27 protein-coding genes are annotated in these 21819 nt (G+C 66.5%); 14 read left to right on the top strand and 13 right to left on the bottom strand.

Going from position 1 to position 21819, the window contains the following annotated elements; translation table 11 throughout:
* Positions 1-7: 7 nt before the first annotated feature.
* The 7 genes from ACV22V_RS06155 to ACV22V_RS06125 all read left to right on the top strand — a co-directional run bounded on the left by ACV22V_RS06155 (position 8) and on the right by ACV22V_RS06125 (position 6067).
* The gene (locus ACV22V_RS06155) at positions 8-934 is read left to right on the top strand and encodes a LysR family transcriptional regulator (protein ID WP_059691691.1); all 927 of its coding nucleotides are present in this window, start codon (positions 8-10) and stop codon (positions 932-934) included.
* A gap of 118 nt (positions 935-1052) precedes the next feature.
* Entirely contained in the window at positions 1053-2255 is a 1203-nt protein-coding gene (locus ACV22V_RS06150) for a YbfB/YjiJ family MFS transporter (RefSeq protein ID WP_448013250.1), read from the top strand.
* On the top strand, positions 2252-3511 hold the full coding sequence (locus tag ACV22V_RS06145) for an MFS transporter (RefSeq protein ID WP_448013249.1): 1260 nt from the start codon (positions 2252-2254) through the stop codon (positions 3509-3511). The genes ACV22V_RS06150 and ACV22V_RS06145 overlap by 4 nt, the downstream gene beginning before the upstream one ends.
* Positions 3512-3704: 193 nt before the next feature.
* On the top strand, positions 3705-4805 hold the full coding sequence (locus ACV22V_RS06140) for an NAD(P)H-dependent flavin oxidoreductase (RefSeq protein WP_448013248.1): 1101 nt from the start codon (positions 3705-3707) through the stop codon (positions 4803-4805).
* 168 nt (positions 4806-4973) lie between these two features.
* Positions 4974-5345, top strand: coding sequence for a GFA family protein (locus ACV22V_RS06135; RefSeq protein ID WP_448013247.1), 372 nt, complete (start codon positions 4974-4976; stop codon positions 5343-5345).
* Positions 5342-5485, top strand: coding sequence for a hypothetical protein (locus ACV22V_RS06130; protein ID WP_448013246.1), 144 nt, complete (start codon positions 5342-5344; stop codon positions 5483-5485). Before ACV22V_RS06135 ends, ACV22V_RS06130 begins: the two co-directional genes overlap by 4 nt.
* Before the next feature lie 126 nt (positions 5486-5611).
* A complete protein-coding gene (locus ACV22V_RS06125; RefSeq protein WP_059524298.1) occupies positions 5612-6067 on the top strand; it encodes a MarR family winged helix-turn-helix transcriptional regulator in 456 nt (151 codons plus the stop codon).
* 58 nt (positions 6068-6125) lie between these two features.
* On the opposite strand, the gene ACV22V_RS06120 is transcribed toward ACV22V_RS06125, so the two are convergent.
* The 5 genes from ACV22V_RS06120 to ACV22V_RS06100 form a co-directional block, all read right to left on the bottom strand.
* Positions 6126-6869 carry a GNAT family N-acetyltransferase gene (locus ACV22V_RS06120; RefSeq protein WP_448013245.1) on the bottom strand — a complete coding sequence of 248 codons (744 nt, stop codon included), beginning with the start codon at positions 6867-6869 and terminating at the stop codon, positions 6126-6128.
* Positions 6870-7010: 141 nt separating this feature from the next.
* The gene (locus tag ACV22V_RS06115; RefSeq protein WP_059691685.1) at positions 7011-7340 is read right to left on the bottom strand and encodes a DUF4148 domain-containing protein; all 330 of its coding nucleotides are present in this window, start codon (positions 7338-7340) and stop codon (positions 7011-7013) included.
* 72 nt (positions 7341-7412) lie between these two features.
* Positions 7413-7739: a DUF4148 domain-containing protein gene (locus tag ACV22V_RS06110; protein ID WP_448013244.1), complete on the bottom strand. Its 327-nt coding sequence runs from the start codon at positions 7737-7739 to the stop codon at positions 7413-7415.
* 66 nt (positions 7740-7805) lie between these two features.
* On the bottom strand, positions 7806-8225 hold the full coding sequence (locus ACV22V_RS06105) for an organic hydroperoxide resistance protein (protein ID WP_059451383.1): 420 nt from the start codon (positions 8223-8225) through the stop codon (positions 7806-7808).
* Between the two features lie 276 nt (positions 8226-8501).
* Positions 8502-8966: a RidA family protein gene (locus tag ACV22V_RS06100; protein ID WP_448013243.1), complete on the bottom strand. Its 465-nt coding sequence runs from the start codon at positions 8964-8966 to the stop codon at positions 8502-8504.
* Between the two features lie 356 nt (positions 8967-9322).
* On the opposite strand from ACV22V_RS06100, the gene ACV22V_RS06095 reads away from it, so the two are divergent.
* Positions 9323-10255, top strand: coding sequence for a LysR substrate-binding domain-containing protein (locus ACV22V_RS06095; protein ID WP_448013242.1), 933 nt, complete (start codon positions 9323-9325; stop codon positions 10253-10255).
* Between the two features lie 111 nt (positions 10256-10366).
* Here ACV22V_RS06095 and ACV22V_RS06090 read toward each other — a convergent pair whose 3' ends face one another.
* Positions 10367-11080, bottom strand: coding sequence for an SDR family NAD(P)-dependent oxidoreductase (locus tag ACV22V_RS06090; RefSeq protein ID WP_448013241.1), 714 nt, complete (start codon positions 11078-11080; stop codon positions 10367-10369).
* A gap of 754 nt (positions 11081-11834) precedes the next feature.
* On the opposite strand from ACV22V_RS06090, the gene ACV22V_RS06085 reads away from it, so the two are divergent.
* On the top strand, positions 11835-12497 hold the full coding sequence (locus ACV22V_RS06085; protein ID WP_448013240.1) for a HEAT repeat domain-containing protein: 663 nt from the start codon (positions 11835-11837) through the stop codon (positions 12495-12497).
* Positions 12498-12782: 285 nt separating this feature from the next.
* Here the strand turns inward: ACV22V_RS06085 and ACV22V_RS06080 are convergent, their stop codons facing one another.
* Positions 12783-13271: an aminoacyl-tRNA deacylase gene (locus ACV22V_RS06080; protein ID WP_044848239.1), complete on the bottom strand. Its 489-nt coding sequence runs from the start codon at positions 13269-13271 to the stop codon at positions 12783-12785.
* 468 nt (positions 13272-13739) lie between these two features.
* Between ACV22V_RS06080 and ACV22V_RS06075 the strand changes: the two genes are divergently transcribed.
* Complete coding sequence (locus ACV22V_RS06075; protein WP_059451388.1) at positions 13740-14027, top strand: YciI-like protein; 288 nt, start codon at positions 13740-13742, stop codon at positions 14025-14027.
* A gap of 12 nt (positions 14028-14039) precedes the next feature.
* Here ACV22V_RS06075 and corA read toward each other — a convergent pair whose 3' ends face one another.
* Entirely contained in the window at positions 14040-15017 is a 978-nt protein-coding gene (corA, locus tag ACV22V_RS06070) for a magnesium/cobalt transporter CorA (RefSeq protein WP_059524542.1), read from the bottom strand.
* Positions 15018-15196: 179 nt separating this feature from the next.
* Between corA and cydX the strand changes: the two genes are divergently transcribed.
* Both cydX and ACV22V_RS06060 read left to right on the top strand, forming a co-directional pair.
* Entirely contained in the window at positions 15197-15343 is a 147-nt protein-coding gene (cydX, locus tag ACV22V_RS06065) for a cytochrome bd-I oxidase subunit CydX (RefSeq protein ID WP_063888607.1), read from the top strand.
* The gene (locus ACV22V_RS06060) at positions 15340-15957 is read left to right on the top strand and encodes an AAA family ATPase (protein ID WP_059524280.1); all 618 of its coding nucleotides are present in this window, start codon (positions 15340-15342) and stop codon (positions 15955-15957) included. The genes cydX and ACV22V_RS06060 overlap by 4 nt, the downstream gene beginning before the upstream one ends.
* A gap of 108 nt (positions 15958-16065) precedes the next feature.
* Here the strand turns inward: ACV22V_RS06060 and ACV22V_RS06055 are convergent, their stop codons facing one another.
* Both ACV22V_RS06055 and ACV22V_RS06050 read right to left on the bottom strand, forming a co-directional pair.
* Positions 16066-17166, bottom strand: coding sequence for a saccharopine dehydrogenase family protein (locus tag ACV22V_RS06055; protein ID WP_040144221.1), 1101 nt, complete (start codon positions 17164-17166; stop codon positions 16066-16068).
* A 373-nt stretch (positions 17167-17539) separates the two neighbouring features.
* On the bottom strand, positions 17540-18004 hold the full coding sequence (locus ACV22V_RS06050; protein ID WP_006481526.1) for an Lrp/AsnC family transcriptional regulator: 465 nt from the start codon (positions 18002-18004) through the stop codon (positions 17540-17542).
* 339 nt (positions 18005-18343) lie between these two features.
* On the opposite strand from ACV22V_RS06050, the gene ACV22V_RS06045 reads away from it, so the two are divergent.
* Both ACV22V_RS06045 and ACV22V_RS06040 read left to right on the top strand, forming a co-directional pair.
* A complete protein-coding gene (locus tag ACV22V_RS06045; RefSeq protein WP_448013239.1) occupies positions 18344-18895 on the top strand; it encodes a Spy/CpxP family protein refolding chaperone in 552 nt (183 codons plus the stop codon).
* Positions 18896-19025: 130 nt separating this feature from the next.
* Complete coding sequence (locus ACV22V_RS06040) at positions 19026-19457, top strand: PGDYG domain-containing protein (RefSeq protein ID WP_059524276.1); 432 nt, start codon at positions 19026-19028, stop codon at positions 19455-19457.
* Between the two features lie 52 nt (positions 19458-19509).
* On the opposite strand, the gene ACV22V_RS06035 is transcribed toward ACV22V_RS06040, so the two are convergent.
* The 3 genes from ACV22V_RS06035 to ACV22V_RS06025 are packed head-to-tail and all read right to left on the bottom strand — an operon-like array spanning position 19510 to position 21772.
* The gene (locus ACV22V_RS06035; RefSeq protein ID WP_059691676.1) at positions 19510-19872 is read right to left on the bottom strand and encodes a DUF3022 domain-containing protein; all 363 of its coding nucleotides are present in this window, start codon (positions 19870-19872) and stop codon (positions 19510-19512) included.
* A gap of 13 nt (positions 19873-19885) precedes the next feature.
* Positions 19886-20674 (bottom strand): YhfC family intramembrane metalloprotease, encoded by a 789-nt coding sequence (locus tag ACV22V_RS06030; RefSeq protein WP_059524272.1) that lies wholly within the window; start codon positions 20672-20674, stop codon positions 19886-19888.
* A gap of 54 nt (positions 20675-20728) precedes the next feature.
* Positions 20729-21772, bottom strand: coding sequence for a LacI family DNA-binding transcriptional regulator (locus tag ACV22V_RS06025; protein ID WP_059691674.1), 1044 nt, complete (start codon positions 21770-21772; stop codon positions 20729-20731).
* Positions 21773-21819: the final 47 nt, after the last annotated feature.

Below are 21819 nucleotides of genomic sequence, written 5' to 3'. Positions count from 1 at the left end.
CACACCCATGGACCGAATCGATGCGATGAAGGTGTTCGTCGCCACGCTGGACGAGGGCAGTCTCGCAGGCGCGAGCCGCCGTCTCGGCCGCTCGCCGGCGGCAGTCAGCCGCGCGATCGCGTTTCTCGAGGAACACACGGGCACCGCGCTGCTGTACCGGACCACCCGGACGATTCGCCTGAGCGAAGCCGGTGAACGCTACGCCGCAGCGTGCCGCCGTATCCTCGCGGATCTCGAGGAAGCGGACATGCTGATCGCCGACGAACGCTCGGCGCCGCGCGGCCTGCTGACGATCACGGCACCGGTCGCCGCGGGCGAGGACGTGCTGCGCGCACTCATCGACGAGTTCATCGACCGCCATCCGGCCGTGTCGATTCGGCTGCAACTGCTCGACCGCCCCGTCAGCCTGATCGACGAGGGAATCGACGTCGCGCTGCGCATCGCGCATCTGACGGATTCGACGCTTGTCGCGATTCCAGTGGGCGCGGTGCGACGCGTCGTCGTCGCGTCACCCGACTATCTGGCGGAGCATCCGCCGATCACCGCGCCGGCCGATCTCGCACGGCACCGGATCATCTCGATGACGCACTTCGGGCTCGATTCATGGAGCTTCCCGCCGTCCGGCCAGTCGGCGCTGCCACAGGTGGTCCAGTTCGCGCCGCGGTTCATCGTCAACACGATCCGCGGCGCGCTCGCGTCGGCGCTCGCCGGCCATGGCGTCACGCGCCTCTTCTCATATCACGTCGCCGAGCAGGTTCGGGACGGCGCGCTGCGAATCGTGCTGCGCGACAGCGAGCATGCGCCGCTGCCGATCCACCTCGTCACGCCTTACGGACGGCTGTCGGTGCCGAAGGTGCGGACGTTCGTCGATTTCGCCGCGCCGAGATTGCGCGAGCACTTCGCCCGGCTGGCCACCATCACCGACGAAGATTGAACCGAACTGCGGAAGAATGGCTTCCGCGACGCATGGATTCTCCCGGCACCCGGTTCAATCTAGACTTCCTTCAACCGTCGGACGCGCATGCGTCCGCGCAGCGAATGGAGGTCCTTCAATGCAACAAGCGCTTCTCGACCGGCAGCATGCCCCCGCGTTCAACGTGTGGCGCGGCACGGTGTCCGGCGCCAGTGCGAGCCTGATCGGCATCGGTCTGGCGCGATTCGCGTATACGCCGCTGCTGCCCGCGATCATCGGCGCGCACTGGTTTCCCGCGTCGACGGCCGCCTATCTGGGTGCGGCCAACCTCGGTGGCTATCTGGCCGGTGCGCTGGTCGCCGGCGCGCTCGCGCGCCGCGCCGGCTCGACCGCCGTGCTGCGCGCGATGATGCTGCTCGCGACCCTTGCGTTCGTCGCGTGCGCGGCGCCCGTGTCGTTCCTGTGGTTCTTCGTGTGGCGCTTCGCGTCCGGCCTGTCGGGGGGCGCCCTGATGGTGCTCGCCGCGCCGGCGATCCTCACGCACGTGCCGCCGGCGCGCCGCGGTTTCGCAAGCGGCGGCATCTTTACGGGAATCGGTCTCGGCATCGCGGCGTCGGGCACGATCGTGCCGATCCTGCTGCGGCAGGGTCTCACCGCGACGTGGCTCGGGCTCGCGATCGTGTCGCTGCTGCTGACCGCCGTCGCGTGGCGCGGCTGGCCAACGGACGATGCGTCGCCCGCGGCGGTCGCGTCGCCGGCCACGCACGCCCGTAACCTCCCGACCGGCAGCCTGCGCGCGCTGTACGTCGAATACGGGCTCAACGCAGTCGGGCTGGTCCCGCACATGATCTTCCTCGTCGACTACGTTGCGCGCGGACTCGACAAGGGCGTGGACGCGGGCGCGCAGTATTGGGTGCTGTACGGCCTCGGCGCGATCGTCGGGCCGCTCGCGTGCGGGCATCTCGCCGATCGGGCGGGATTCGGTCGCGCACTGCGCATTGCATTCGCGATCGAGGCCATCGCCGTCGTGCTGCCGCTGCTGGGGATGGGACCCGCCTCGCTGATCGTATCGAGCGTGCTGGTCGGCGCGTTCACACCCGGCATCGTCCCGCTCGCGCTCGGCCGCGTGAATGAACTGCTCGCGCATCATCCGTCGGTTGCGAAACGCGCATGGCGCAGTGCGACGACCAGCTTCGCGATCATGCAGGCGATGGCCGCCTACGGCCTGTCGTATCTGTTCGCATCGAGCGGCGGTCGATACGAAACGTTGTTCGCCGTCGGGGCCGCCGCGCTGCTGCTGGCGCTCGCGGTCGACGTCGCCGCCACGGCGAGGGCGCGATGAGCACGACCTTCCCGGCACCCGATACGGTGCGCGCCGGCCGGTCCGCCGCCAGTTATGCCGAACGCAACGCACGCTACTGGCGGCGCAATCTCGCCGTGTGCGTGTTCGGCTCGTTCACGACGCTCGTCAGCCTGAGCATGCTGCTGCCGTTCCTGCCGCTCTACGTGCGGCAGCTCGGCGTCGATGCGCAATCGGCCGTGATCGAATGGTCCGGCGTCGCGTTCGGCGCGACGTTTCTCGGCACCGCAGTCACAGCACCACTGTGGGGCCGTCTCGCGGATCGCTTCGGCCGCAAACCCATGCTCGTGCGCGCTGCGCTCGGAATGGCCGTCGTGATGTCGCTGATCGGTATTGCGCACAACGTCCAGGAGCTCGTCGCACTGAGGCTCGTCGCCGGACTCGTCGGCGGCTATGCATCGGCATCGACCGTCATGGTGGGCACTCAGGCACCGCGCGAGCGTGCGGGCTGGGCGCTCGGCATTCTGTCGACCGGCGCGCTCGCGGGCAACCTCGTCGGGCCGCTCGTCGGCGGCCTGCTGCCGGGCTGGCTCGGCATCCGCGGGACGTTTTTCGCGGGTGGGGCGATGATCGCCGTCGCCGCGCTGCTGACGATCCTGGTCGTGAAGGAGGACTTTCACGCGGACACCGACGCACTGGCGCGACACGCCCGCGCGACGACCGAGGCTACGACACGGCGCACCGATCGTACGGCGGTCGCCGCGCTCCTGGTGACGGCAATGATGGTGCTGCTCGCGAACATGTCGATCGAGCCGATCATCACGGTCTATATCGGCGGGCTCGGCGTCGACGGCAGTCATCTGGCGCGCGTCGCCGGCGTCGTGATGGCCTGTTCCGCATTAGGCAGTATGCTGACCGCCGCGCGGCTCGGCGCGCTCGCCGACCGTATCGGCAGCTGGAACGTAATCGTCGGCTGCCTGCTGCTGACCGCGCTCGCAATGGTGCCGCAGGCGTTCGTCTCGCACTGGTGGCAACTCGCGGCACTGCGCGTGCTGATGGGGATGACGCTCGCCGGGCTGCTGCCGTCGATCGGCAAGCTGGTCCGGCAGTCCGTCGACGAGCGCGCGACGGGCCAGATGCTCGGCTACCTGCAATCCGCGCAATTCGGCGGGCAGGTGATCGGCCCCGTGATCGGCGGACAGATCGGCGTCGCGCTCGGCCTGCATTCGGTGTTCTTCGTGACGGCCGCGCTGCTGACGGCCTGCGCGGGGCTCGCCTATCGGGTACGCAATCGATAGCAGCAAGGTTGGGCTGGCCCGCGGGCGGCAGGCTGGCGTAGCATGGGCGCAGTTGCGGGTGGCTGTTCGCGCACCGTTCGGATGCGCGTCGCGCCGTGAACATGCCGCATACCGCGTGCCGGACCCGACCCGGCAGCTTCGGCCGGCACCCGGCCGAAGCATTCCGATCCCGGACGTTGCAGGAGGCAACGACATGAATCGACCGACCGACAACCGGACGCTGTTGCGCACGCTCGGCATCCGCACCCCGATCATCCAGGCGCCGATGGCCGGCGTCAGCACGCCCGCGCTGGCGGCCGCCGTGTCGAATGCGGGCGGGCTCGGCTCGCTCGGCGTCGGCGCGACGAACGCCGACGGTGCGCGCAAGATGATCCGCGACACGCGCGCGCTCACTGACCGGCCGTTCAACATCAATCTGTTCTGCCACCAGCCGGCCCGCGCCGACGCTGTCGTCGAACGCGCGTGGCTCGACTGGCTCGCGCCCGCGTTCCGCGAACAGGGCGCGACGCCGCCGGCGTCGTTGTCGGAGATCTACACGAGCTTCGTCGCGGACGATGCGATGCTCGCGATGCTGATCGAAGAAAAACCGGCGGTCGTCAGCTTTCATTTCGGGTTGCCGTCCGATGAGGCCATTGCCGTGCTGAAGCGCGCGGGCATCACGCTGTTCGCGTCCGCGACGAATCCCGACGAAGCCCGGCAGATCGTCGCGGCCGGCATCGACGCGATCGTTGCGCAGGGCATCGAGGCCGGCGGGCACCGTGGCGTATTCGACTCGACGGCGCACGACGACCGGCTCGGCACGTTCGCGCTGACGCGCCTGCTGGTGCGCGAATGCGCACTGCCGGTGATCGCGGCCGGCGGCATCATGGACGGCGACGGCATCGCCGCCGCGCTGGCGCTCGGCGCGCAGGCCGCGCAGCTCGGCACCGCCTTCGTCGCGTGCCCGGAGACGTCGATCGACGACGGTTATCGCCGCGCGATCCTCGGCGACGCAGCGCGCCGCACGACATTGACGACCGCGGTCTCCGGACGGATCGCGCGCGGCATCGCGAACCGGCTGACCGCGCTCGGCGACGATCCGCACGCGCCGGCCACGCCGGCCTATCCGATCGCATACGACGCCGGCAAGGCACTGCATGCGGCCGCGAAGGCGAACGGCGAGTTCGGCTACGGCGCGCAATGGGCCGGGCAGGCGGCGCCGCTCGCCCGGTCGCTGCCGGCGGCCGAACTGTTCGCGACGCTCGAGCGCGAGACACGGGCGGCCATCGCACGGTTACAGCATGCGCTGGACTGATTTCCCGGCGGCACGCGGCGCGCCGGTGCTCGGCGAATGAGCCGCCATGCGCATGGCCGGGGACAAAATTGCAACGTCCTGTATCCGCGCGCGGCGCGGATACAGCGTGATACAACGCATCGGCGAAGGCCCGTTATAAAGCGGACATGACCTCTTGAGGAGCACGACATGTCTGCTACATGGTTCAACGGATCCTGCCATTGCGGCGCCGTGAAATTCGAAGTCCGGACCGCGCTCGCGCCGGCGACTCGCTGCAACTGCAGCCTCTGCCGCCGTCGCGGCGCGCTGATGAGCCCGATGTTCGCCGCGGCCGACCTGAAGATCGTCGAAGGCGAGGACGCGCTGACGCTCTACCGCTTCAACACGCACACGGCCCGTCACTATTTCTGCAGCCGCTGCGGCGTCTATCCGTTTCATCAGACGCGCAAGGATCCCGCGTGCTGGCGCGTCAATCTCGGTTGCCTCGACGGTGTCGATCCCTATGCGCTCGATGCGACCGTCGCCGACGGCGCAAGCCTTTCCGTCGTGGAGGACGCATGAAGCGCTGGCTGATGGTCCTGCTGTTCGCCGTCGGCGGCCTCGCGACCGAAATCGCGCATCCGGTGCAGTGTTCGCTGCTGTCGGTCAGCCGCCAGCGGACCGGCGACCGACGGGGTCGGAACGACGGCGGACAAGACTGAACCGGAACAGGTGCCGTGGGCGTCGAGTCATGTTGATCGGAAACGATAATCATGCTACCGATAAGATCGCACGCGATATATAATGCGTCCATCTGCGACACGATCCGCCGTCGCTGGAGAACGCCCATGAAACCGACCGAAACACAATCGCCCGCCGCACCGAAGCTGTCCGAGTTCCTGTGTTTTGCGATTTACTCGACGAATCTCGCGTTCGGCAAGGCATACAAACCGATCCTCGAAGAGCTCGGCCTCACGTACACGCAATACATCACGATCATCGCGCTGTGGGAGGAGGGCAACCAGACGGTCGGGCAACTCGGCGAAAAACTGTTCCTCGAATCGAACACGCTGACGCCGATCCTGAAGAAGCTCGAGGCGATGGGCTATCTGGAGCGGCACCGCGATCCGTCGGACGAGCGCCAGGTGCTCGTGAGCCTGACGAAAAGCGGCCGTCGCGTGCGCGAGAAGGGGCTCGACATGAATCTGGTCGAAGCCACCGGGCTGAAACCCGACGAATTCGCGAAGATGCAGAAGGCCATCGTCACGCTGCGCGGCAACCTGATCAATTCGATCGACGAATAGACGATTAAACGCAGGCTCGATGTCGAGCCTGCGGTGCGATTGCCGGCGCGACCCGTTCTTATGGCCGGCGCTCCGGCTGGCCCGTCCCGGTTTTCTCGGGCCCCAGCACCAGCAAATGCATGTCGCGACGCGTCACGAAGCCGAGTGCGCGATAGCGCTCGATCGCGCCGTGGTTCGACGTGAGCACATGCAGGAACGGCGTTTCCGCCCGCGCGCGGATGGTCGCGACCAACGACCGGATCAGTCCGGCCGCGAGGCCTTGGCCCCGGAAAGCCGCATCCACACACACCGCGCTGATCTCCGCATGACCGCCGGCCCTCAGCCGCTGACCGGCCATCGCCACCAGCCGGCCTTGCCGGCGTACACCGATATAGCCGCCGAATTCGACCGTGCGCGGGCCGAACGGGCCCGGTTCCGTCGCCGCGATCAGTTCGAGCATCTCCGGCACATCGGCTTCGGTGAGCCGGACATGCTCCAGAGCAGGCGCGCCGTCGAGCGTTCCCTGCCAGATCATCTGATGCAGCATCGCCCGCCAGACCACGGAAAAACCGGCCGGCGTCGGGATCTCGTCCGGCGTGACGAGTGCCGCCGGTCCATGCGCGTCGATCAGTCCGTGCAACGCGTCGAACGCGGTCGGACTGCGGTCGGCCATGCCCGCAAATGGTGCGAGCGCAGGAGGAAATCGACGCGCAAGCGCGTCGCCGAGGGCGAAACGATGCTGCTCCCCGGTGAGCGCGCGCCATACGGCATCGTCGAGCGGATGCGATCCGCCTTCTTCCTGCTCCGTCGTCGGTTCCAGCATCGTCTGCTCCTTGATTGAAGGCCGCCCGTCGCACAGCATAGACGCGATCGCCCGCGCCGGTTGCGGGCATACAAAAAGCGCATACGATTACATCGCATGCGCTTTATTTGACGGACGGTGTCTTCGATTTCGTCGCGACGCTCAACGACCGAAATAGATCGAGCGCTCGGCCGTGCGAATCGCGATGCGACTGCCGGATTGCGTCGCACCGTCGGCGTTGTTGCCGTAACCGGCTGTCCGGGTGTCGGCCGCCGTTGCATCGTTGTCGCGCACCCGCTTCAGCGCGGCCTGCAGGTTGTCCGGATAGTTGGGATCGTTCGGGCGATTCGGCAGATAGCCGGCCTGCTGGAGGGCAGCCAGTTCCGCCCGCACTTGCGCGCGCGTCACGGTGCTTTCGGTCGCGAAGGCCGGTGCGGCAACGGAAGCCGACACGGCGACGAGCAGGGCTGCAATCAGTTGGGTCTTCATCATTTACCTCGACAGAAAAGAGTAATCGGAATGTGAACGCCGCGCGCCGGCAATCGGCGTCGATCGCGACTTCGTTCAATGGCCGAAGTAGATCGAGCGCTCGGCGATGCGCGTGACGGGACGGCTGCCCGATTGCGTGACGGCTGCGGCGTCGGCGCCATAACCGGACGTCGCCGTATCGGCTGCGACGGTGTCGTTGGCGTGGATACGCGTCAGCGCGACCTGCAGGTCGTCCGGGTAGTGCGGATCGTTCGCGCGGCCCGGCACATAGCCGGCCTGCTGCAGCTGGACGAGTTCGGCACGCACTTGTGCACGCGTCGCGACGGCGTCACTGGCAAAGGCCGGCGCGGCAACGGCAGCGGACACGGCAACGAGAAGGGCAGCGATCAGTTGGGTTTTCATCATTCACCTCGACAAGAAAATGGCAGGACATTCAGGAGGGCAGCACGTGGCCGCCCGGTGCATGGCTCAGACGATGCGGATCTCGACGTCGATGTTGCCGCGCGTCGCCTTCGAATACGGGCAGGTCTGGTGTGCGGTGTCGACGATGTGCTGCGCGACGTCGCGATCGAGTCCCGGCACGCTCACGTTCAGGCGGGCCTGCAGGAAGTACGCGTTGCCGCCCGTGCCCAGATCCACTTCGGCATCGACCGCGAGATCGGCCGGCAGCGTGACCTTCGCCGCGCGCGCCGCGAGCTGCATCGCGCCGATGAAGCAGGCCGACCAGCCGGCCGCGAACAGTTGTTCCGGATTCGTGCCGTTCCCGGCGCTGCCCGGCGACGACAGCTGGATGTCGAGGCGGCCGTCGGAACTGCGAGCCGCGCCGTCGCGGCCGCCGGAAGTCGTATGCGTCTTGCCCGTGTACAGCACTTTTTCGATCTTGCTCATCGTTCACTCCGTCAGGTAGGAAGGTTTTTCTCTGATGCGATTTGATCGCATGCGACGCAGTTTGGTCGAGACGGCCGGCCTAGTCAAGCGGATTCGATTAAATCGCACGCGATATTTTGTATTTCAATGTATCGAGATCGTGGCGAGCCTTGCCGGACAAGGCTCGCGGGCGATCAAACCCTTATATTGAAAAGACGACCCGGACCGGAAGATTCAGCGATGGCAGGGCAGATGGCCGCGCCGGAATCGCGGTCGCCCGGGCCTTCGGCAACCCGGTCATGCCGGGCGGACTTCGGCGATCACGACCAGGACCACCGCCGCGTCGGCCGGCAACTGGCGGTGGGAAAAGGCCGAGCGCGCATGTCCGGCCTTGTTGCCCAGCACCTTGGCGAACAGGTCGGAAGCGCCGTCGATCACGGCCGGTTGACCGTGGAAGCCGTCGGCCGACGCGACGTGTCCCTCGACACGCACGATGTGATGCAGGCGGTCGAACCCGCCGAGGTGCTTTCTGATTTGCGCGAGCACGTTCAGCGCCGCGAGCTGCGCCGCGCGCCGACCGTCATCGACGCTCAGCTGTTCGCCGACGCGCCCCGTATAGGCCACCTTGCCGTCGACGAGCGGCAATTGCCCGGAAATGAACAACAGGTTGCCGGCCTCACTGACGGCCGTATAGCTGCCGAGCGGTTGCGGCGGTTCGGGTAGCGTGAAGCCGAGTTCGGCCAGCTTCTGTTCGATCGTCATGGCATGCTCCTTCGGGGATCGTTGATGAGTTGGCCGCGGTGTGGACGCGCGACTCGCCACGGCCTCTGTCAGTCACTCTAGTGAGGCGGTCGGGGCCGGTAAATATCGTTCGCGCAATTGACTCGACACGCGGTGTAACGAATCGCCCGCGGTGCAACGCGGCGCGAACGCGTACCACCGGTGTCGCCGATACGCTGGTTTCCCGGCGGGGATTCATGCACACTCGGTGCTTCAGCGTCCCGCCGCGAAACAACGCGCGCTGGCGGGCCGGAAGCGCGGTGCCTCGTTGCGGCCGCACGCCGGATTCGCCGTCTTGCAGCCGCGCCAGGCGGCACGAGGAAGCAGGAGCCGCCCCCATGCAGAGAAAATTCGATGACCTCCTGCTCGGCAGCATCGAGCTGTTCTGCCTGGCAGCCGAACTCGGCAGCTTCACGCTTGCCGCAACGGCCGCGAGCGTCACGCCGGCCGCGGTGAGCCGGTCGGTCGCGCGGCTCGAGGAGCGTCTCGGCGTACGCCTGTTCGTCCGGACGACGCGCCAGATCCGGCTCACCGATTCCGGGCGGCGCTATTTCGAGCAATGCCGTGATGCGTTGTCGCAGCTCGTCGACGCGGAGCGCGAAGCGACGGGGCAGCAGGCAACGCCGGCCGGCGTGCTGCGCATCAGCATGCCGACGCCATACGGACACTATCGCGTGCTGCCGCTGCTGCCCGCGTTTCGCGAGCGATACCCGGACGTACGCGTCGAAACCCATCTCAGCAATCGCAACATCGACTTCGCCGAGGAGGGTTTCGACCTTGCGATCCGCGGCCGCGCGCCAGCGGATTCGAGCCTGGTCGCACGCAAGCTGGAGGACGCCGAACTCGTCGTCGTCGCGACGCCGGGCTATCTGAAGCGCGCCGGCGTGCTGCGCACGGTCGACGATCTGCACGCGCACGAATGCATCCAGTTCGAGCTTCCAAGCAGCGGCCGGCCGATTCCATGGCTGTTCAGCGACGGATCGGCGGAAATCGACGTCGCGACCACGAGCGGCTACGGCACGTCGGGCGACGTCCTCGCCGGCGTCACGCTCGCGCGCAGCGGTGCGGGCCTGTTCCAGACCTATCGCTTCATCGTCGAGCGGGATCTGCGGGAAGGCACGCTCACCGAGGTGCTGTCCGCGCAGGGCGGGCGATCGCGGCCGTTCATGCTGCTGTATCCGCATGCGCGCTATCTTTCGTCGCGCGTGCGCGTCTTCGTCGACTTTCTCGTCGAACATCTCGAACAGGCACCCGGCAGGCGGGCTCGCTAGCCGCGGCCAGCCATGCCGTCAACCGGGCAGAGCGGGGCGCCGACGCCACGCCTGCGCCGGCATCGGGGCGCCCGCATCTTCCGCGCCGGCGCATGTTCATGACGTTGCGGCTCAGTGCCCGGCGCTCTGGCCGCCGTCCACGTGCAGAATCTCGCCGGTGACGAACGGCGCCGAATCGAGATACAGGATCGCGCCGACGATGTCGCTCATCTCGCCCATCCGGCCGACCGGATGCAGCGATGCGAGCGTCGCGTGCGTGTCGGGCGCGTGCATCGGCGACTTGATGATGCCGGGCGACACCGCATTCACGCGGATGCCGGCCTTCGCATATTCGATTGCGAGCGACTTCGTCGCCGCATTGATCCCGCCTTTCGTCAGCGATGCGAGCACCGACGGCACGTTGCTGTTCGCGTGATCGACGAGGCTCGTCGTGATGCTGACCACGTGACCGCCGCCGTTTCCGTTGCGCTGCATCGCCGCAATCGCGCGCTGCGTGATGTGGAAGAAACCGTCCAGGTTCACGCGGGTAATGGCCGCATAGTCGTCCGCCGTGTATTGCGTGAACGGCTTCGCAATGAAGATGCCCGCGTTGTTGACGAGCGTGTCGACCCGGGCGAAGCGCTCGATGGCGGCGTCGACCACGCGCCGCGCGACGGCCGGGTCGCCGATGTCGCCCGCGACGGTGACGAGATCGGGGTCGTCCGACGTCCCGATCGAACGGGACGTCGCGACCACGCGATGGCCTTGGGCGCGGAATGCGTTGACCGTTTCGGCGCCGATGCCTTGCGATGCGCCGGTGACGATGATGACTTTGGAAGTGCTCATGATATGCCTCGACAGGTGACTGGTTTTCGGCTTCAGCGCCGACCGGATCGATGAATCCGATGGACGCAACTCTAGGCGCGGCGGGCCGGAGTTCGAATACCCACCATGGACCAACAGTCTTGCGTCGCGGGAACAAATGCGGGGCGGCGGCAGCGGCGAGGGTGCTGGAGGAGGTGCGTCGACGCGATCACACGGCAACACGCGTCGATCGTTGTGAATTCGACGGTTTGTGCAGCGGAATGCTGGGAATGCCCCGCGCCGGATCGTTCGTCACGCGTCGGGCACTTCTGTTTTTTATCGAAAAGATCCGGATAACTTTTCTTATCACAATAGATCTATTTTTCATGAAAACTCCCAGATACGAAAACGCGCCTGACCGAACGCCTCCCCAAGACAATCAGGGCAGGGCATGCGGTCGCACGTGGATGTTCGGTGCGCAGTCCGACACTCCGAACACGACCAAAACTGGCACAATCCTGCCCACATCCGTAGATCCGGCCCGGAATCGCCCAGAGATTGCCCGGTGGCGGACGACGCCGATTCGCTCGTCCCGGACGCTTGCTTCGGCCGGCGCAGCACCTGCACGAGTGCAGGATCGCGCGAGCGTCCCCGGAACAGCCGGTGCGGTATGCGAGTCGCGCGGCATGCCGGGTGCCGCGCGACGCGACGAAAGTCGCGAGCGGGGCGGCTCGATACATCCGGTTTGGGGCTGCAGGGGCAACGTTCCGCGCCTGATGGCGCAGTTTCACGCCGCATGCATCGCATCGTGACGCAGGCCGCAATCAATACACTTTCCATGCACGCGTTGAACACACTGCACGAACAGGTCGAAAAATTCAGGGAATGGGCGGCGCTATACCCAGTCCGCCAGCGAAGTGTCGAATGGGAATGTGAGTACGGCGATTGGGAAGCGCTGTGGGACGCGTCGCTTGCCGTCGTCGACTCGCTTGCGCCGGCCGCCTGGACCGCAACCGCGCGCGCCGATCTGCTTTACGCGATTGCCCGCGACCACACGCTGGAACACATTTCGAGCATGCTCTGGACGCAACCCGACGCGTTGCTGGCACTCGCGCGCGCCTCGATCGACGCGTCGGAGCCGAACGCCAAATGGCAGTTGGCCGCGCGACTCGGCGGGCTGGGTTCGCATGCCGCCGAGGCCGAGGCACTGCTGTTGCGCCTGGTGGACGACGAGGACGAATACGTGCGCCGACGTGCCTTGCTTGCGTTGGGCGCACTGAAGTCCGCTCATGCCGAGGCGCTCGCGGAGCGTGCGTGGCACACCGGACACGAATATCAGCGGATCGCCGCGTTGTGGGTGCTCAAGAACATCCAATCCGGAAAGCTGGCGCAATACGTGAAGCTGGCCGAGGAAGACGGTCGCGAGTACGTCGTACGGAACGCGCGAGACGTGTCATGAATACGGCTGTGGTTGGTCGGCGGATCGGCTGCTACAGCGACATTTCCGTGTAGCCAAAAGCGGACAAAACTTATCGATAACTATGATTATGTCAAATATGAAATTCACCCGACAACACCACTGAAATCCCTGCTAGACGCCACCAGAATCCCGCCTCACCGGTCGCTCACAGCACCGATTTACAGCATGAACGCAATTGCGGCAAAACCGGCGACACGCAACGCCCCCGACGGCCGCCCGCCAGACGCCGTCTCCAACTACCGCAAACCGCCCGCAACAGGACGATCAGGACAACCACATCCCCTGCATCTTGTGCGAGAAATGCGCGCGCTCGGCTGTCTCCATCAGCGACAGGAATTCGTCCTGCATCATGTGGATCAGCGCTTCATGGTCGCCGGCCTCGAAATACACTTCCGGCTGCTGCGCGAGATGTTCCTCAAGGAACGTCTTCATCCCGTACGCCATGCATACCGGCGGCAACGCGCCGAGGTCGCAATCCTTGAACAGTTCGCGCAGTTCGATTTCCCTGGCGAGCACGAGATGACGGCCGGTCTTGACCCAGAGGTCCGACAGGCGCACCGCGTGCGACGTCGGCAGTACGGCGGCGACGTAGCCTTCGTCGTCCTCGAGCAGCACGGTTTTCGCGAGGCGATCGCCGGGGATATGCGCGGCAGCGGCCGTCTCCATGCTGGTGTGGCTATACGGGTGGTACACGACTTCGTACCGCGATGACTTCTGGCGCAGGCAATCCTGCAGGGTGGCTGATACAGGCATGGCACACCTCGTCTTGACGAATCGGGCGAACGAAGTTCGCTCCGGATTCGTTCAGCATAGGTCGCATTGCGGCCAATGGAAACGCCCTCGCACGACGTCCGCATGGGCGGTCCGATATCTGGCTTCGGCCCTTTTTGCGGTGGACACGGCCGCCCTCGCCGGCATGCGAAATTCGTGCCCGGAATGCGCATGGAACATGCCGGCCACACCCGCCTTTCTTGAAGACAAAACGGGCGATATCCGGTCCGGTGCGATGACCCGAATCCATGCGACGGTGACTCCAAACTAGACCGTTAGTTGCATTTAAAGAAAGGGCGTCGGGGCCTGAAAATCATCTCGTCAGCCGCCCGGGATCAGCCGGCCGCGCAGCGGCGAAGCCGTCGCAAACCACGCCCGACAAAGACCGAAACGCGCCCTATACTGGGCCAACCGCCCGCCATCCTGCGGCGGCCGATTCCGGGAGCGACCATGCACTACCAGTTGATCTACGAACTCGTCGACGATTATCTGTCCCGGCGCGAACAGTACCGCGCCGAGCACCTCGCCCTCGCGCAGGCGGCAACCGAGCGCGGCGAGCTCATGCTCGCCGGCGCATTGCAGGATCCAGCCGACCGGGCCGTGCTCGTCTTCGAAGGCGACTCGCCGGAAGCCGCCGAATCGTTCGCCCGCGCCGATCCCTACGTGCAGCACGGCCTCGTCAAATCCTGGTGCGTGCGTCCGTGGCGCGTCGTAGTCGGCAAGCACGCCCCGCGCTAGCGGCGCCCCCGGCTACAGCCACCCCGCCCGCTTGAAGCGCCACCACAACGCGAGATCGGCGGCGACCATCACCGCGATGCAGCCGTAGAAGCCGTACTTGAGGTGCAGTTCGGGCATGTTCGCGAAGTTCATCCCGTAAATGCCGGCGATCATCGTCGGTATCGCGAACAGCGCGGCGAACGAACCGAGCCGCTTGGTCACCTCGTTCTCCGAGAGCGAAATCATCCCGAGGTTGACCTGGATCGCGGTTACGACCATCTCGCGCCGCCCTTCGATCGTCTTCACGATCCGCTGCAGGTGGTCGTACACGTCGCGGAAGTAATGCTGCATCCCGCTGCAGACCTGCGGAATGCGTCCGCCGGTGAGCTTCGCGAGCGGCTCGATCAGCGGCGCCGTGTGCTGGTGCAGCGTCACGAGCCGGCGTTTCAGCGAATAGAGATCCTCGATGATCGCGCGCGACGACGCGGGCGAGGCCTTGGTGAAGATGCGGTCCTCGAGTTCCTCCAGCTCGTTGCCGAGCGTCTCGAGGATCGGGAAATAGCGGTCGACGACCTGATCCATCAGCGCATAGAACACGAACGCCGACCCTTCCTGCAGCAGATGCGGCTCGCGCTCGCAGCGCTTGCGCACGTCTCGGAAGTCCTGCTCGGTATGGTTGCGGATCGACAGCACGTAGTTCGGGCCGACGAACACGTTCAGCTCGCCGACCTTGAATTCGCCGTCGTCGTCGAGCTCGACCATATGCAGCACCGCGAACAGCGAATCGCCGTACTCCTCGATCTTCGGCCGCTGATGCCCCTTGCGGGCATCCTCGAGCGCAAGCTCGTGCAGCCCGAATTCCTCGCCCATCAGGTCGATCTCGTCCGGCGTCGGATCCTTCAGCGCGACCCACACGAAACACTCGGGCTTCGACACGTAGTCGCTGATGGCGTCGATATCGATTTCCGCCAGCTTGCGGCCGTCCTGGTATGCAGCACAGTTGATCAGCATGTTGTCCGTCATGTTGCAGTTTTCGCATCAGTTTACCGGTTTGACGCGCGGGCGGCCCGGCTTGCGCGACACGCCGATATTGGTCATGATCGGACTGCGTGCGACGCGGCACGCGCACGACATCGCTTCGACAGACGCACGGCACGGCCGTGCGGCCCAACCGTCAAGGAGACAAACCCATGTGGTATTTCTCGTGGATACTCGGCATCGGCGTGGCGCTCGGCTTCGGCATCATCAACGCGATGTGGCTGGAGGCGGAAGTCTTCCCGCGCGGCGACAAGCGCAGCGACGCGTCGCGCGGTGATCCGGGGGGCCGGTATTCGTGACGCACCTGGTTTTCTTCTGCGGTCATGCCGGCACCGGCAAGACCACGCTCGCGAAGCGGCTGATCGGGCCGCTGATGCGCGCGACCGGCGAAGCCTTCTGCCTGCTCGACAAGGACACGCTCTACGGCCGCTACAGTTCGGCCGCGATGGGCGCCCTCACCTCCGATCCGAACGATCGCGACAGCCCGCTCTACCTGAAGCACCTGCGCGATCCCGAATACCAGGGCCTGCTCGACACGGCCCGCGAGAACCTCGCGCTCGGCATCGGCGTGCTCGTGGTCGGCCCGCTGTCGCGCGAAGTGCGTGATCGGCGCATCCTCGACCGCACGTGGCTCGGCATCGGGCCGGACGTCGTGCTGACGGTCGTGTGGGTCCATACCGCGGAAGACGTCGCGCACCAGCGGATCGTCGCGCGCGGCAATCCGAACGACGCATACAAGCTCGCGCATTGGGACGAATACCGGCAACGCCGCTTCGTGCCGACCGGTCACGAATGCGACGGCATCGTGATGTTCGACAACACCGCGCCGTCCGACGCGGACATCGATGCGCTGCTGTACCGCATCGCGCCGCCGGCGCCGCAGGCAACGATCGTCCCGCCGCTACCCGCCTGAGCGGCGCGCACCGCCCTGATCTTCCCCGCCGCGATGCGTTAAAAAAACAACGCCGGAAGCGCTGTTGCGCTCCCGGCGTCGCACGGTCCTCGTGCCGGAGACCGATCGTCAGGCGACTTCGTGCACGCGCTCCATCGTGCCGCCTTCATACAGCTTGCCGAAGCGGTTCGCGAGGAACGCCTTCAGCGACACCTTTTCCTGCGGGATGAAACCGCTCTGCGGCAGCTTCTTTTCGCGGAACAGATCCAGCACCGCGCACATCGCGCCGGCCGTCGTGATCTGGATCGCGCTCATGTGCATCCCGCACACGTCCTTCGCGAAAATCTTGCGCGTGAATACGTCCTGCACGAGCTGGCCGTCCTTCACGCCCGTCACCGTGACGAACACGAGCACGACGTCCTGCTTCGTCGACGGCACCGCGCGGCGCATGATCGACTTCAGCGTGTCGCGGTCGCTCGACAGGCGCAGGTCCTCGAGCAGGAACTGCACGAGTTCGCGGTGGCCCGGATAGCGCACCGACTTGTAGTCGAGCGTCTCGACCTTGCCCGACAGCGTTTCGCACAGCGTGCCCAGGCCGCCCGACGTGTTGAACGCTTCGTATTCGGTGCCGTCGAGCGAGAAGTGCTCGAGGCCTTCGAGCGGCTGCACCCACTGCTTGCGGCCGTCGCGGATCGCTTCGCACGGCTGGCAGTATTCGTTGATCAGGCCGTCGACGCTCCACGTCAGGTTGTACTTCAGCGCGTTGGTCGGATACTCGGGCAGCGCGCCGACGCGCATCTTCACGTCGCGCACTTCGCTGAAGCCGTTCACGAGCTCGTGTGCGGCGATGCCGATGAAGCCCGGCGCGAGGCCGCATTGCGGCATGAACGCGCGGTCCGAACCGTCCGCCAGTTCGCGGATCGCGTGGGTCGCACGCACGTCTTCGGTCAGGTCGAAGTAATGGACGCCGGCAGCCTTGGCCGCCGCGGCGACGTTGACCGCGAGGTAATACGGCAGCGCGTTGACGAGCGCATCGAAGCCCTTCACGGCTTCACGGATCGCATTGGCGTCGGCCGAATCGACACGTTGCGTCGCGATGCCTTCACGCGACAGCTTGGCGAGCGCATCCGCGTCGCGGTCGAACGCGACCACTTCGTAGTCGCCCGTTTCACGCAGCATGTGAGCAATGGTGTGGCCGATCAGACCTGCGCCGACGATGGCGATTTTCATGCGCTTATCTCCTGATGATGAGTTTGGTGTTGGTGTGTACGGCGTCGAGCCATGAACACAGTTTAGGGACGCGCAAAATCAGTTCCAAGACGAAGAATGATGCGAAACGACCGTTTAATTCGACGATATGACGACTAATTTCGTCATAACGACCAAATCGTCTAAAAATCGCGTATATGACGCGCCGCAAACGGGCCGCGATGGGCGCGTTTGGACGGGCACGAAGGAACATGCAAGGAGGAAGATGCGCGAGGCAACGCCCCGCCCTGCGGCGCGCGCCGTCGGCGGGTATCAGGGGAAGGGAAAGGAGGAAAAACCGGCGCGACGAATCAAATCGCGCCGCGATGTCACACTCGACACCGCACGCGATACGTCATCCGCCGATCGTGCCGCGATCGATCTTGCGCGACAGGATGATCGACGTCGTCGTGCGTTCGACGCCTTCGAGCGTGCCGATCTGGTCGAGCAGATCGTTGAGCCGCTCCGGCGAATCCGCACGCAGCCATGCGACATAGTCGTATTCGCCGCTCACCGCGCACAACAGCTGCACCTCGGGCATCCGGTCGAGCTTGCGCAGCACGTCCTTGCCGAACTTCGGCGTGAGGATGATGCCGACGTACGCATAAATGCTTGCATCGAGCACGTCCTGTCCGAGCCGCACGCTGTATCCGGCGATCACGTTGGTGCGCTCGAGCCGCGCGATGCGCGCGACGACCGTCGTGCGTGCGACGTCGAGCTGTCGCGCGAGATCGGCGACGCTTGCGCGCGCATCCGCTTGCAGCAGCGCGACGAGTTGCCGGTCGAGGTCGTCGAGTTGGTCGAGGCGAGGTGGACGCATGAGGCTGGGCCGGCGTGCAACGCGCCGGCGAAATGGAACGTGACGCGATGATAGCGCCGAACGCCGGTGCGCCCAAACGGCATCGCACGCGGTCACGGGCTCACGCGTTCGCATCGCCTGCCTCGTTCGCGTGCGGCGTCCGACGTGTCGATCAAACGCCGTTGATCGTCGCCCGCCCGCTATGTCCCTTTCAATTTCGATTCGTATCGGATGTAAGCAAGTGTCGCTTTCGCTGTCGCGTTACAGGCGACGTGCTACTAATAACGGGTGACAAGAGTTCGGCGCTCGCGGCATCGGCCGCCGCGCCCGCTCGCACGACACCACCCCGGAGAGCCAACCATGAAGAAAATCTCGCTCACCCTCGCCACGCTCGCCGTTGCGGCCAGCGCATTCGCGCAAACGCCGCCGCAACCGCAAACGCCCGCTCCGGCGACGGCGACGGCGACGGCCGCATCGGCCCCGAGCGCCGAACAGCGCGCGGCGCGCCACGAAGCGCGCATCGAGCAACGCATCAAGTACCTGCACGATCAGCTGAAGATCACGTCGGCGCAGGAGCCGCAATGGAAGACGTTCGCCGAGACGATGCGTGAAAACGGCGACACGATGGGCCGCCTCTATCGCGCGCGGATGGAAAGCCAGAACGTGTCCGCGGTCGACGACATGAAGCAGTACGCGGAACTCGCGCAGGCGAACGCGGACGGCGCGAAGAAGCTCGCCGACGCATTCGCGCCGCTCTACGAGAGCTTCCCGGCCGACCAGAAGGCCCTCGCCGACACGACGTTCCGCAGCTGGCTGCATCACGGCGGCGAGCACCGCGGCAAGGGCAAGGCTGGGAGCAAGGAAGGCAAGGCGGCCGCCGCGCCGGCCGCAAGCGCGCCCGCACAACCCTGACGTCCGCCCGCCGGCGTCGCGCTGCCCGCCCGGGCCGAACGGCGTCGCGCATCCCGCAGGAATCCGGTGCGTCACACGGCGCGCCGGATTCGGGATAAGCTGCCGGCTTTTCCCGCACTTCCCCCCCGCCATGCTCGAACTCAAGCACATCGATCTGCGTACCGACCCGCAGGCCCGTCGCGTCGTGAAGGACGAAACCGTCACGGTCGCATTCGCGGAGGCCGACGGCGAACTGATGAGCCTCGAAGGTCCGAACCGCTATGTCGCCGGCGACGCGCTGATCACCGGCTCGACCGGCGACCGCTGGGTCGTGTCGCGCGCACGCTTCGACGCGAAATACCTGCCCGCCGATCCGGCACTCGCACACGGTGCGCCGGGCGCCTACCGGAACCGGCCGGCCGTCGTGCTCGCCCGCCGGATGGACGAGCCGTTCACGATCGCCCGCTCGGAAAACGGCGACACGCTGCGCGGCGTCGCCGGCGACTGGGTGATGCAGTATGCGCCCGGCGACTACGGCGTCGTCCAGGCGCAGCGTTTCGCGCAGGTCTACCGCGACGCGTAACGCGTCGCGCGCGACACCGGCATCGCGCCGGCGCGCGCGTTCACGTCAACGTTCAGGCAAAGTCTTCGTCGAGTTCGAGTTCCGCGTCGCGCTCGACGGCCTCGCCGGCCGCGTGCCGCTCCTCGAGCGAGCCCAGCATCGCTTCCGTGTACGCGTGCAGCACCGCATGGCTGCGGGCGCGCTGCATCGGCCGGAGCGCCAGATAGCGCGCCAGCGCGGCCGGCACGATGCGGATGTCGAGCGTCATCCGTTTCGGCGTCGAACCGAAACGCATCGCGAGCCACTGCACGGACAGGAAACGCCCGCGCGCGTCGCTGCTTTCGGCAAAGCGCGTCTGCTCCGGAAAGAGATCGCAGATCACGCGCGCGAGCGCGTCGAATTCGGCGCTCTGGCATTCGATCAGATAGTCGTCCATTCCGCCTCTCCCGTCAGGCCGCCGCACGCGGCGACCGGCACGTCTTCACCAGCACGGCGACCAGGATCGCGGCCAGCACGAAATACACGGCCTCGAGCGATCCGGCCGGCAGCACGCGCACCTGATACAGCAGCGCCGGCGCGACCGCCAGCGCATGCAGCACGATCGCGAGCGGCAGCACGCCCGCGCGGCCGGCGCGCACGCCGCGCCAGACCAGCACCGACAGCGCGAGTTGCACCACGAACGCCGAGCAGCGCTCGAGCAGCAACAGCAGCATCGACTGTGCCGACAAGGTCGCCAGCATCACGTGCAGCCGCACGACGGTATCGCCCGGCAGGTCCGCGAGCTGCGTCTCGAGCTGGCCGCGGCTCGCGAGCCACGCGAGATACGACCACTGGCCCCATACGAGCACGCCGACGAACCAGGCTTCGGCGCCGGCATGGCCGATCCCGTAGCCGATGCCGCGCCCGTCGCCGGCCGACGCGCCGTAGCGCCGGCTGAGGAACCGGATCCCGAGATAGCGGCCGACCTCTTCGAACACGGCGGTCGCGAGCGCGCTGTATGCGACGAATGCGAGCGGCTGCGTGAGCCAGCCGCCGGCGGGCGTCTGGCTCAGCACGAGGCCATGGAATGCGCGTTCGACGATCATCGCGAACAGCGTGAAGACGGCGACACCGACGATCGTGTCGCGGCGGTCGAGCGAAAGTGGCTTGCGCAGGAGACGGAAGAGAACGAACGGCAGTAGCGCGATGATCAGCGTGGCGGCGATCAGCACCGCCAGCGTGACGGGAGCGACAGTCATGAATTTCCTTGTTCGGGGCAGCGCACCTGACGCGCCGCGTGCCCCGAATGATACTCAGCTTGCGGTCGACGCGCGCGCAATCAGCTCGCCCGGCAGCAATGCGACGCGCACGTCGCCGGCCGCGCCGTCGATGCGCTCGTGCACGAATTCGACGGCCTTGTAGCCGATCTCGTAGGTCGGCTGACGAATGGTCGTGATGCCGATCAGTTCGGCCCACTCCGGATCGTCGATCGACAGCAGCGCGGCCTTTTCCTGCCACGCCGCGCCGAAACGCGCGCGCAGATGGCGTGCGATCGCGAGCGCGACCGGCGCGTTGGCGGCGAACAGCGCCGCACGCACGCCGCGCCGCGCCGCGTCGTCGATGCGAGCGTCTACGTCGGCAAGCGCCGCCGCGGCCGCGGCGGGCTCGTTCAGGTCGAGTACGATCGTCGGCGGCACCGGCAGACCGCGCGCGTCGAGCGCCGCGCGAAACGCGGCCTCGCGCAGGCGCCGCGAGCTGACGCGCTCGAACGGCTGCACGACGAAATGGATCGCATCGAAGCCGCGCGCGACCAGGTGCGCGATCGCCGTCTCGATCGCCTCGGTATTGTCGAGCCCGATCAGGTCGGCCTCGAAGCCCTCGACCGTCCGGTCGACGAGCACGGCCGGAATGCCGGCGCCGCGCAGCGGGCGCAGCACGTCTTCCTCGGCGCCGAGCGCGTTGACGATCAGCCCTTCGACCCGGTAGGTCGTGAGCAGCTGCAGGAAGCGCCGCTCCATCTCGACCTCGTTGGCCGCGTGACAGATGAGCGGCATGTAGCCGAGCGCGTGGCACGCGGCCTCGACGCCCTGCAGCACTTCGACGGTATACGGATTGGTCAGGTCGGCCGCGAGCATGCCGAGCAGCCGGTTGCGGCCGCGCTTCAGCCCGCGCGCCATCTGGTTCGGCCGGTAGTTGAGACGCGCGATCGCCGCCTCGATCCGCTGGCGCAGATCGGCGGACAGCACGTGCGTCTCGCCGTTCAGATAGCGCGAAACGCTGGTCTTGCCCGTGCCGGCTTCGCGTGCGACGTCGCTGATCGTCGCCGGACGCTGCGTGGAAGGTTGCGAATCGCTCAAGTCGTGCCTCGCGACGTACGATCCGCGCCGCTTCGTGTGCGAACGGA

Source organism: Burkholderia sp. AW33-5, from assembly GCF_053427615.1.
Note: the sequence above shows the minus strand (reverse complement) of the source record. Positions and strands in the feature narration are given on the sequence as shown.

Bases quoted from the DNA above. Each gene is read 5' to 3' on its own strand.
- ACV22V_RS06145 (WP_448013249.1), top strand. From the start codon at position 2,252: ATGAGCACGACCTTCCCGGCACCCGATACGGTGCGCGCCGGCCGGTCC.
- ACV22V_RS06125 (WP_059524298.1), top strand. From the start codon at position 5,612: ATGAAACCGACCGAAACACAATCGCCCGCCGCACCGAAGCTGTCCGAG.
- ACV22V_RS06100 (WP_448013243.1), bottom strand. From the start codon at position 8,966: ATGACGATCGAACAGAAGCTGGCCGAACTCGGCTTCACGCTACCCGAA.
- ACV22V_RS06130 (WP_448013246.1), top strand. From the start codon at position 5,342: ATGAAGCGCTGGCTGATGGTCCTGCTGTTCGCCGTCGGCGGCCTCGCG.
- ACV22V_RS06105 (WP_059451383.1), bottom strand. From the start codon at position 8,225: ATGAGCAAGATCGAAAAAGTGCTGTACACGGGCAAGACGCATACGACT.
- ACV22V_RS06155 (WP_059691691.1), top strand. From the start codon at position 8: ATGGACCGAATCGATGCGATGAAGGTGTTCGTCGCCACGCTGGACGAG.
- ACV22V_RS06110 (WP_448013244.1), bottom strand. From the start codon at position 7,739: ATGAAAACCCAACTGATCGCTGCCCTTCTCGTTGCCGTGTCCGCTGCC.
- ACV22V_RS06135 (WP_448013247.1), top strand. From the start codon at position 4,974: ATGTCTGCTACATGGTTCAACGGATCCTGCCATTGCGGCGCCGTGAAA.
- ACV22V_RS06140 (WP_448013248.1), top strand. From the start codon at position 3,705: ATGAATCGACCGACCGACAACCGGACGCTGTTGCGCACGCTCGGCATC.
- ACV22V_RS06150 (WP_448013250.1), top strand. From the start codon at position 1,053: ATGCAACAAGCGCTTCTCGACCGGCAGCATGCCCCCGCGTTCAACGTG.
- ACV22V_RS06090 (WP_448013241.1), bottom strand. From the start codon at position 11,080: ATGAGCACTTCCAAAGTCATCATCGTCACCGGCGCATCGCAAGGCATC.
- ACV22V_RS06050 (WP_006481526.1), bottom strand. From the start codon at position 18,004: ATGCGTCCACCTCGCCTCGACCAACTCGACGACCTCGACCGGCAACTC.
- ACV22V_RS06095 (WP_448013242.1), top strand. From the start codon at position 9,323: ATGCAGAGAAAATTCGATGACCTCCTGCTCGGCAGCATCGAGCTGTTC.
- ACV22V_RS06035 (WP_059691676.1), bottom strand. From the start codon at position 19,872: ATGGACGACTATCTGATCGAATGCCAGAGCGCCGAATTCGACGCGCTC.
- ACV22V_RS06075 (WP_059451388.1), top strand. From the start codon at position 13,740: ATGCACTACCAGTTGATCTACGAACTCGTCGACGATTATCTGTCCCGG.
- corA (WP_059524542.1), bottom strand. From the start codon at position 15,017: ATGCTGATCAACTGTGCTGCATACCAGGACGGCCGCAAGCTGGCGGAA.
- ACV22V_RS06120 (WP_448013245.1), bottom strand. From the start codon at position 6,869: ATGCTGGAACCGACGACGGAGCAGGAAGAAGGCGGATCGCATCCGCTC.
- ACV22V_RS06085 (WP_448013240.1), top strand. From the start codon at position 11,835: ATGCATCGCATCGTGACGCAGGCCGCAATCAATACACTTTCCATGCAC.
- ACV22V_RS06055 (WP_040144221.1), bottom strand. From the start codon at position 17,166: ATGAAAATCGCCATCGTCGGCGCAGGTCTGATCGGCCACACCATTGCT.
- ACV22V_RS06045 (WP_448013239.1), top strand. From the start codon at position 18,344: ATGAAGAAAATCTCGCTCACCCTCGCCACGCTCGCCGTTGCGGCCAGC.
- cydX (WP_063888607.1), top strand. From the start codon at position 15,197: ATGTGGTATTTCTCGTGGATACTCGGCATCGGCGTGGCGCTCGGCTTC.
- ACV22V_RS06030 (WP_059524272.1), bottom strand. From the start codon at position 20,674: ATGACTGTCGCTCCCGTCACGCTGGCGGTGCTGATCGCCGCCACGCTG.
- ACV22V_RS06040 (WP_059524276.1), top strand. From the start codon at position 19,026: ATGCTCGAACTCAAGCACATCGATCTGCGTACCGACCCGCAGGCCCGT.
- ACV22V_RS06080 (WP_044848239.1), bottom strand. From the start codon at position 13,271: ATGCCTGTATCAGCCACCCTGCAGGATTGCCTGCGCCAGAAGTCATCG.
- ACV22V_RS06115 (WP_059691685.1), bottom strand. From the start codon at position 7,340: ATGATGAAGACCCAACTGATTGCAGCCCTGCTCGTCGCCGTGTCGGCT.